The 8,825-nt window shown below is 76.2% G+C and carries 8 protein-coding genes; 4 read left to right on the top strand and 4 right to left on the bottom strand.

What is annotated here, in order from left to right; genetic code table 11:
- Positions 1-97 precede the first annotated feature (97 nt).
- The 4 genes from CCN29_RS27795 to CCN29_RS27780 are packed head-to-tail and all read left to right on the top strand — an operon-like array spanning position 98 to position 3,637.
- Complete coding sequence (locus tag CCN29_RS27795) at positions 98-604, top strand: SRPBCC family protein (protein WP_031061223.1); 507 nt, start codon at positions 98-100, stop codon at positions 602-604.
- Positions 597-2,243: a phytoene desaturase family protein gene (locus CCN29_RS27790; protein WP_031061224.1), complete on the top strand. Its 1,647-nt coding sequence runs from the start codon at positions 597-599 to the stop codon at positions 2,241-2,243. Before CCN29_RS27795 ends, CCN29_RS27790 begins: the two co-directional genes overlap by 8 nt.
- A gap of 33 nt (positions 2,244-2,276) precedes the next feature.
- Positions 2,277-2,762 (top strand): hypothetical protein, encoded by a 486-nt coding sequence (locus CCN29_RS27785; protein ID WP_006135551.1) that lies wholly within the window; start codon positions 2,277-2,279, stop codon positions 2,760-2,762.
- Entirely contained in the window at positions 2,759-3,637 is an 879-nt protein-coding gene (locus CCN29_RS27780) for a short-chain dehydrogenase/reductase (protein ID WP_086685360.1), read from the top strand. Before CCN29_RS27785 ends, CCN29_RS27780 begins: the two co-directional genes overlap by 4 nt.
- A 693-nt stretch (positions 3,638-4,330) precedes the next feature.
- Here the strand turns inward: CCN29_RS27780 and CCN29_RS27775 are convergent.
- From CCN29_RS27775 to crtI, 4 genes are all read right to left on the bottom strand, one after another.
- On the bottom strand, positions 4,331-5,296 hold the full coding sequence (locus CCN29_RS27775; protein WP_086685358.1) for a YihY/virulence factor BrkB family protein: 966 nt from the start codon (positions 5,294-5,296) through the stop codon (positions 4,331-4,333).
- A gap of 148 nt (positions 5,297-5,444) precedes the next feature.
- Positions 5,445-6,452, bottom strand: a complete 1,008-nt coding sequence (locus tag CCN29_RS27770; RefSeq protein ID WP_086685356.1) for a DUF5914 domain-containing Rieske (2Fe-2S) protein — start codon at positions 6,450-6,452, stop codon at positions 5,445-5,447.
- Positions 6,452-7,468 carry a phytoene/squalene synthase family protein gene (locus tag CCN29_RS27765; RefSeq protein ID WP_086685354.1) on the bottom strand — a complete coding sequence of 339 codons (1,017 nt, stop codon included), beginning with the start codon at positions 7,466-7,468 and terminating at the stop codon, positions 6,452-6,454. Before CCN29_RS27765 ends, CCN29_RS27770 begins: the two co-directional genes overlap by 1 nt.
- The coding region (gene crtI / locus CCN29_RS27760; RefSeq protein WP_086685352.1) for a phytoene desaturase family protein at positions 7,455-8,825 on the bottom strand (1,371 nt) is incomplete at its 5' end. The genes CCN29_RS27765 and crtI, both read right to left, overlap by 14 nt.

Here is an 8,825-nt window from a genome sequence, read left to right as displayed (position 1 = left end):
GCTCTGAGTGCCCCGTCCGGCGGCCCCTTCCGGTTGACGGCGGCCGGACGGGGCACTCAGAGCTGACCGGTGGCGCTCAGGGACACAGGAGGCAACAGTGGCGGTTCGTCATCGCTTGATCCGCACCGACCCGCGGTCCGTATGGGCCGTGCTGGAGGACGGCACCCGCTACGCCGACTGGGTGGTGGGCACGTCCTCGTCGAAGCCGGTGCGCGGCCACTGGCCGCAGCTCGGCTCCGCGATCGGCTACGAGGTGCGCCTCGGCCCGCTGACACTGCACAACGAGTCCGTCGTCCGGCACGTCGTCCCCGGCGAACGGCTCGAACTCGAGGCCAAGGCCGGACCGCTGGGCACCGCGCGCGTCGCCATCGAGATCCGCCCCTGGGGCGACCAGTGCCTCGTCAAGGTCGACGAGCACCCGCTGCGCGGCGCCGGCGGCCTGGTGCACAACGTGGCCGTCGAGGCGCTCATCCAGATCCGCCACCGCGCCATGCTCGCCCGGCTCGCGCACCTCGTGGAGTCGGAGGCGGCCGAGGCGGAGGAGCGCCGGCACCTCGGCCAGGTCGTCGCGCCCGAGCCTGACGCGGGAGGCGCCCGTGGCTGACGCCGTCGTCATCGGCGCCGGACCCAACGGCCTGGTCGCGGCGAACCTGCTCGCCGACGCCGGCTGGAGCGTCACCGTCCTGGAGGAGCAGCCCGAACCCGGCGGCGCCGTCCGCCACGACCACGGCGTCCACCCCGACTACGCCAGCGACCTGTTCAGCTCCTTCTACCCGCTCGCCGCCGCCTCCCCGGTCGTCTCCGGGCTCGGCCTGGAGGACCACGGGCTGCGCTGGAGCCACGCCCCGCACGTCGTCGCCCACCCGCTGAGCGACGGCCGCTGCGCGATCCTCGACCGCGACGTCGACGTCACCGCCGGCTCCCTCGACGCCTTCGCGCCCGGCGACGGCGACGCCTGGCGGCGGCTGCACGCCATGTGGGACAAGCTGCGCCCCGACCTGCTGGACGCCCTGTTCACACCGTTCCCGCCGGTCCGCTCCGGGCTCCGGCTCGCCGTACGGCTGCGCGGCACCGGCGGGCTGCGCATGGCGCGCACCCTCGTGCTCCCCGTACGGCGCATGGCGGAGGAGGAGTTCCGCGGCGCGGGCGGCGGACTGCTGCTGGCGGGCAACGCCCTGCACGCCGACCTCGCGCCCGAGGCCGCCGGCAGCGGCGGCTTCGGCTGGCTGATGTCCATGCTCGGCCAGACGTACGGCTTCCCCGTCCCGGTCGGCGGCGCGGGCGCGCTCACCGACGCCCTGGTGCGGCGCCTGGAGGCACGCGGGGGAGTGCTGCGGTGCGGGCGGCCCGTCCGACGCGTCGTCGTGCGCGACGGGCGCGCGGTCGCGGTGCGGCTCGCCGACGGGGAGACCGTCCCCGCCCGGCGCGCCGTCCTCGCCGACGTGTCCGTCCCCGCCCTCTACGGCGAGCTCGTCGCCCCCGAGGACCTGCCGCAGCAGTGGCTGTCCGACCTGGAGCGCTTCCAGTGGGACTTCGCCACCTTCAAGGTCGACTGGGCGCTGGACGGCCCCGTGCCGTGGCGGTGCGAGCAGGCCGCGGGCGCCGGGACCGTGCACCTCGCCGACGGGCTCGACGAACTCACCCGCTTCGCCGCCCAGCTCGCCATGGGGCGGGTGCCCGACCGCCCGTTCTCCCTGTTCGGGCAGATGACCACCTCCGACCCGACCCGCTCCCCGCAGGGCACCGAGTCCGCCTGGGCCTACACCCACGTCCCGCACCGCGTCGCCGCGGATGCGGGCGACGACGGGCTCACCGGCTCCTGGGACAAGGACGAGCAGGAACGCATGGCCGACCGCGTCGAACGCCACGTGGAGCGGTTCGCACCCGGCTTCCGCGACCGGATCCGCGCCCGCCGCATCCTCGCCCCGCCCACCCTGGAGTCCCTCGACCGGAACCTGCACGGCGGCGCCATCAACGGCGGCACCACCGCCATGCACCAGCAGCTGTTCTTCCGTCCCGCCCCCGGCACCGGACGGCCCGAGACCCCCGTCAAGGGCCTGTACCTGGCGTCCGCCGGCGCCCACCCCGGCGGCGGCGTGCACGGCGCGCCCGGCGCCAACGCCGCGCGGGCCGCGCTGCGCCCGTCCTTCGGACCCGGCCTGGCCGCCGCCCAGCGGCTGCTGGCCCACCGCGACCGCACCGGACGGCGGCAGCCGGACCGGGGCGGACGGCCCACCACCTGACCGATGACCGCGACCACAGAAGGAGGCGAGACGATGAGCGGACACGACGGACAGCCCGACGACGGCCCGGACCGCCGGCACCGGCGCCCGGAGGGCGTCAGCGACGAGACGGTCGAGGCGCTGGGATCCCTGTCGAAGGCATTGGAGACCACCGAACGGGCCCGCGGCCACCTCTACAGCTTCCACCAGCTCACCGGCACCGCCGACCTGGAACTGGACCGGGCCGTGGAACTCCTGCGCAAGGCCGGACACCCGGACTGGGCGGAGACCGTGCGCACCCAGGTGCTCGGCCGCAACGTCATCCCCGGCCACTGGACGTTCCAGATCGTCGAGGCGTACGACCACACGTACTACCGGCCGTTCCGGGAGCTGGAGCAGGCCGCGGTGGAGGAGCTGGCCGACGGACGCGACCACCTGTACGAGGCGGAGATGAAGGAGGCCCGCAGGACCGCGGGCCACCCGCACCACACCGCCCGCCCCGACACCGACCCCCAGGTGACCGGCGGGGACGACGGATGAGGCGCGGCCCGCTGAGCGGACGGACCGCCGTGGTCACCGGGGCCGCGCGCGGCATCGGCGCCGCCCTGGCCCGCGAACTCGCCGCACGCGGCATGCGGGTGGCGCTCCTCGGCCACGAGGGCGACCGGCTGCGGCGGCTCGCCGACGAACTTCCCGTCCCCGCCCTCGCCCACGAGGTCGACGTCACCGACGACGCCGCGCTGGCGGTCGCGGCGGACGCGGTCCGCACCGGGCTCGGGACGCCGTCCGTCGTCGTCGCCAACGCGGCGGTGGCGGACGCCGGACTGTTCGCCGACTCCGACCCGGCGCGGTGGCGGCGCATCATCGACGTCAACCTCACCGGCAGCGCCGCGACCGCCCGCACCTTCCTTCCCGACCTCACGGCGACCAAGGGCTACCACCTCCAGGTCGCCTCCCTGGCCGCCATCGGCGCCGCCCCGCTGATGAGCGCGTACTGCGCCTCCAAGGCGGGCGCGGAGGCCTTCGCCCACTCCCTGCGCGCGGAGGTCGCCCACCTCGGCGTCGCCGTCGGCCTTGGCTACCTCACCTGGATCGGTACCGACCTGATCGAGGACGCCGACCGCCACAGCGTGATGGTGGAACTGCGCGGGCACATGCCGTGGCCGGTGCGGGACGTGTACCCGGTGGACCGTGCGGCGGCCCGCCTCGCCCTGGCCGTGGAACGCCGCAGCACGGCCGTCTACTACCCCCGCTGGCTCCGCCTGGCCCAGCCGGTACGCGCCGCGATGCCGGCCGTGGTCACCAGGGCGACCCGCCACTACCTCCCCCGCATCGAGGCACGCGCACCCTTGCGCCACACGGACCTCCTGGGCGGAGGCGGCACGGCGGACGCGAAGGTGACGGGGCTGAGCTGAGCCGCCGCCGGCTCGGCAGGCGGGGCCGGCACGGCGTGGGTCCGCGCGGCGGGCGGGGCCGGCGGCATGGGCCCGCGCGGCGGGCGGGGCCTGCGAGCGGGGGGCCATGCGCGTCGCGCGCGATCCGGCAGCCACCTGGGTGGTTCGTTCGGCCAGTCGGCCGCGAGCGGCGACCCCCGGCCCAGGGGCCGGGGGTAAAGGTGACCGGGCCACCCGGTGCGCGGATGCGCGGCACGGCGTCGCAGCGGGCCGCAGGGCGGGCATGCCCACGGGCGGCGCGACCTGGCTCGCCGGTCGACCTGGTGCGCCGGATCCCCAAGGGCACCCTGCCCGTGCCGTACCTCCGGTGGCTGCCCCCCGGCTTCGCGGGGAGACGTGCGGCGGTCGGCGGGACGCGTCTTGTCGGTGGGCTGGGATGTGTGACCGCGCCGGGCCGCACGCTGCGCTGACGGGGCGTCGCCCGGCCCCATGGCGAGGCATGCGGGGGTCGGTGGGGTGTGTCTTGCCGGTGGGCCGGGGCGTCCGGGACCTGTGAAGGCGCCGGGCCGCACGCTGTGCCTGACGGAGCATCGCTCGGCCGCATGACGGGACGCGTCTTGCCGGTGGGGCCGGTGGGCCGAATCTGCGACTGCACCGAGGCGGTGCCGTGCCTGTGGCGGCGTGACCCGTCTCGCCGAAGGCGTCCAGGCCTGGTCAGGCGCCCGGTCCGGGGTCCGGTTCCGCCGGTGTGCGGATGCCCGCCCGGGCCGCCTCCAGCTGGGCCGCGAACGCGATGCCGAGGAAGAGCGCCACGGCGGTCAGGTTGGCCCACAGCAGCAGGGCGATGAAGGCCGTGAGCGGACCGTACACGGCGCCGAAGGCCCCGCTCCGTCCGACGTACAGCGCGAGCAGCCAGGTCGCCGAGATCCACAGCACCAGGTGGACCGCCGAGCCGAAGGCCAGCCAGGTGTAGCCGGGCTGGTCGCGGCGGGGCGACCAGCGCAGGATCACCGCCGACGCGACCCAGGCCAGCAGCAGTCCGGCGGGTACGTCCAGCACGGCCCACCACGTGGCCCCGCCCGTCCCGTGGCCGAGGGTGCGGGCCACGGCGTCGCCGACCGTCTCACCCGCGACGAGCACCAGGAACCCCATGACCATCGGCAGGCCGGCCGTGAAGGCGAGCGCCAGGGCCCGGCCGTACTTGCGGACGAAGGGGCGGTCGCGTTCGATGCCGTAGATGCGGTTGGCGCCCCGCTCGATCTGCGCCATGGCCGAGGCGAGGTTCAGCACCGCGAACCCGAGGCCCAGCCAGAGCGCGACCGTGCTCCACACGTCGCTGCCGGCGCTGCGCCGGGTGCCCTCGAAGGCCTTCTCGACGACGTCCGCGCTGGCGCCCGGCACGATCCGGCCGAGGGTCAGCTCGATGACCCGGCCCACGCTCTCCGTGTGCACCGACGTGGCGAGACCCACGAGCACGACGGTGAAGGGGACCAGGCCGAGCACGACCTGGAAGGCGAGGGCCCGGGCGTTGGTGAAGCCGTCCGCGTAGCGGAACCGGGTGAAGGAGTCGGCCAGCAGTCTGAGGCCCCCGTACCGCCGCAGGGCGGTGAGGGCTTCGTCGCCGGAGAGTTCCTCTCCGAGCATGTCCTTGGTCTGCGGAACGTGGACGGCGGTTCCCACGGTGCGGCTGCTCCTCGTGTCGGGGCGGGCGAGGACATCGTCCTCCACCCGTGCGCATGCCCCGTGAACGCCCCCGCAGCGCGCGGAGGACGGCTCAGGCCGTTCCCGCGGACGGCCCGCCCGGTGTCCTCGCCGGGCGGGCCCTCCCTCAGGCCCCCGGGAAGCGTCCCGTCGAGCGGAGTGCCCAGCGGCGTTCCGCGTAGGCGAGGTCGTCGCGCCACAGGCGGGCCGAGGCCGTGCGGACCAGGGGGCGCAGGAGGGGGGCGGCGGCTCGGGCGAGGGCGAAGCCACGGCGGTCCGACGCGGCGACCACCGCCTCGATCACCGCCGTGCGCGGCCGGCCCGACGCGTCCGGGCCCAGGGGAGTGGCATGCGTCTCGACCACGGAGCCCACTCCCTCGCCCTCGGTGATGTGCATGACGACCGTGCGCGGCTCGGGAGCCGTGAACACCGCCCGCACCGGCACCACCAGACGCCCCGCCACCTTGAACGACACGTCCACCGCGAACGCGTCCTCGCCCGCGCCCTCCGGCGTGTCCACCACCGTGAGGTCGACGAACGAGTACGGGTGGAACCAGGCCCCGTGCCACGGGTCCAGCCGGTTCGCCACGACGTCCTCCGGCTCGCAGACGCCGGTCCCCGCGTACACCGCCGTCAGGGCCCGCGCCGGGACCGGGCGGCGCGGCACCACCGGCGCGTCGAGCGGCTCCTCGCCGCCCACCGCGTCCAGCCGTACCCACACCAGCACCCCGTCGTCGTGCGCGGGCAAGGGCTCCCAGCCCGCGAACGGCCCGCCGTTCAGGGAGAGCCCGTGCCAGTGGCAGACGAGGGCGCCGCAGCGCACCGGGCTGTCCCGCAGCGGCGCGCCCAGGTGCGGGCAGACGCCCGGCCCCGCGACTGTCCGGCCGTCCGCGTCCCGCCAGACCACGACCTCCTGTCCCGCGACGGTCCGGCCCAGCGGGCGGTCGCCGCCGAGGTCGCGGGAGGCGCCCATCACGTACCAGTTGCCCGACGGGCGCGCCTGCGCCCGCTTCAGCGCGCCCGCGATCAGGGCGGGCTTGGCGTCCCGCCAGGTGGGGCGCTGCCGTTCCCACGCCACCGCGTTACGGCGCAGGGAGAGCGGCAGCCGCCGGCGCCTTCGTCCGTCACCCGCCATCACGCGACCTCCTCGACCATCCGCGGCCCGACCGGCCCCGCGCCCGTCAGCGGAACGCCGCCGGGTTCGCGGGCGGCAGCCGGCCGGGCCCGCAACCGGGCCGCGGCCACCCGGGCCAGCCCGTCCGCGGCAACCAGGGCGCGCCGCCTGCGCGGCACCACCGACCGCCGGTGCAGCACCGCGTACCCGTCCTCGGCCACCGCGTCCAGGATGCCGCCGTACAGGACGAACGCGGTGCGGATGCAGGGGCGGGACACCGGTTCGAGCATCGCGAGGCCCGGCACCGCCTGCCGGTACACGCCCCGCGTCAGCCGTTCGAACGCGCGCAGCGCCGAGGTGATGCGCGGGTCGCGGCGGCCGGTGTCCCGGCTCCACCGCAGCCGCTCCCGGTCGACGCCGTGCGCGGCGAGCAGGTCGGCGGGCAGGTACACCCGGCCCCGGTCCAGGTCCTCGCCCACGTCCCGCAGGAAGTTGGTCAGCTGGAAGGCGACGCCGAGGGCCGCCGCGTGCGGGGCGGCCGTCTCCCGGTCGGTGACCGTGCCGAGCACGGGCAGCATCTGAAGCCCGATCACCGCCGCCGACCCGTGCATGTACCGGCGCAGGGCCGCGTAGTCGGCGTAGTCGGTGACCACCAGGTCGGCCCGCATGGCGGCCATGAAGTCGGCGAAGTGGGCGTGGTCGATGCGGTAGCGGCGCGCCGTGTCGGCGAGGGCCCGCACCACCGGCTCGGCGCTCTCCCCGTCCCGCAGCCCCTGCTCCAGCTCCCGCTCCAGCGCCGCCAGTTCGGCGTCCCGGCGGGCGGTGTCGGCGCCCGTGCCGAGCGCGTCGACGATGTCGTCCGCCCAGCGGGCGAAGCCGTACAGGGCGTGCACGGCGGGCCGCCGCTCCACGGGCAGCAGCCGGGTGGCGAGGAAGTACGTGCGGCCGTGCCGGGCGTTGAGCCGGCGGCAGTGCCGGTACGCCTCGCGCAGCGCGGGATCGATGACGCCCGCCGCGTCCAGTTCACGCTCGGTCATGCAGGGCCTCCTGGGCGGAAAATGAGGTGGACGCGCGTCCGGCGGGGCCGCGGGCGCCGGTGATGCGCCGCGCCGCCAGCTTCCCGGACAGCAGCACGGTCGGCACGCCGACGCCGGGGGTGGTGCCGCAGCCGGCCAGCACCGCGTTCTCCGCGGAGCGCACCAGGTTGCGGGGCCGGAACGGGCCCGTCTGGGCGAAGGTGTGGGCGGTGGCGAACGGCGTCCCGGCCGCGTGCCCCTGCGCGGCCCAGTCGGCGGGCGTGACCACGCACTCCGCCTCGATCGCGGAGGCGAGCCCGGTCAGGCCGCGCCCCTCAAGCGTCCGCAGCACCGCGTCGCGGTAGCGGGGCGCCAGGTCCGTCCACTCGGCCGCGCCCGGCCCGATGTCGGTGTTCGGGCACGGCGCGAGGACGTAGTGCAGATGGCGCCCGGGCGGCGCGAGCGACGGGTCGGTGGCGGTGGGCCGGGTGATCAGCAGCGACGGGTCGCTCATCAGCCGCCCGGCGCGGGTCAGCTCGTCGAAGGTGCCGCGCCACGCCTGCCCGAAGGAGAGGGTGTGGTGGGCCAGTCCGGCCCACGTCCGGTCGGTGCCGAGGTGCAGCACCACCGCCGACGGCGAGTGTCTCAGCCGCACCGGCCGCCGGGGCGCGCCGCCCAGCAGCCGGTACGTGACGGGCAGGTCCGGGGTGAGGACGACCGCGTCGCAGGGGATCCGCTCCTCGCCCGCGACCACCGCCGTGACCCGGCCGCCGGACCGCTCCAGCCGGGTCACCTCCCGCCCGAACCGCAGGTCCGCGCCCGCGTCGGCGGCGGCGTCCGCCATCGCCCGCGGCAGCGCGTGCATGCCGCCGCGCGGAAAGTACACCCCGGCGACCGTGTCCATGTACGCGATCACCGCGTACGCGGCCAGCGCCCGCGCCGGCGGGACACCCGCGTACAGCGCCTGGAAGGAGAACACCCGGCGCAGCCGCTCGTCCTTCAGGAAGCTCCCGATGCGCGCGTCCAGCCGGCCGAACCCGCCCAGCGCCGCCAGCCGCACCAGATCCGGGTGGAGCAGCCCGAGCGGCGAGTCGAAGTTCGCGTCGATGAACCGGCCCATCTGCGCCCGGTACAGCCGCCCCAGCCAGTCACGCAGCCGCAGATAGCCCGCCGCCTCCCGCGCCCCGGCGAACCGCTCCACCTCGGCGGCCATCGCCTCGGCCCCCGTGTGCACGTCCAGGCTGCTGCCGTCGGCGAACCGCGCCCGGTACGCGGGGTGCAGCTCCACCAGCTCCACCCGCTTGCGCAGACTGTCCCCGACCGCGGCGAACGGCTCGTCCGCCAGGTCCGGCATGGTCAGCACGGTGGGCCCGGTGTC

The sequence above is a fragment of the Streptomyces pseudogriseolus genome, from assembly GCA_002154585.1.
Taxonomy (GTDB): Bacteria; Actinomycetota; Actinomycetes; order Streptomycetales; family Streptomycetaceae; genus Streptomyces; species Streptomyces pseudogriseolus.
This window is presented reverse-complemented; position numbering and strand designations above follow the sequence as displayed.

What these genes read in the sequence shown, in the direction of transcription:
- CCN29_RS27785 (WP_006135551.1), top strand. Translation starts at nt 2,277, where the DNA reads ATGAGCGGACACGACGGACAGCCCGACGACGGCCCGGACCGCCGGCAC.
- CCN29_RS27780 (WP_086685360.1), top strand. Translation starts at nt 2,759, where the DNA reads ATGAGGCGCGGCCCGCTGAGCGGACGGACCGCCGTGGTCACCGGGGCC.
- CCN29_RS27770 (WP_086685356.1), bottom strand. Translation starts at nt 6,452, where the DNA reads ATGGCGGGTGACGGACGAAGGCGCCGGCGGCTGCCGCTCTCCCTGCGC.
- CCN29_RS27765 (WP_086685354.1), bottom strand. Translation starts at nt 7,468, where the DNA reads ATGACCGAGCGTGAACTGGACGCGGCGGGCGTCATCGATCCCGCGCTG.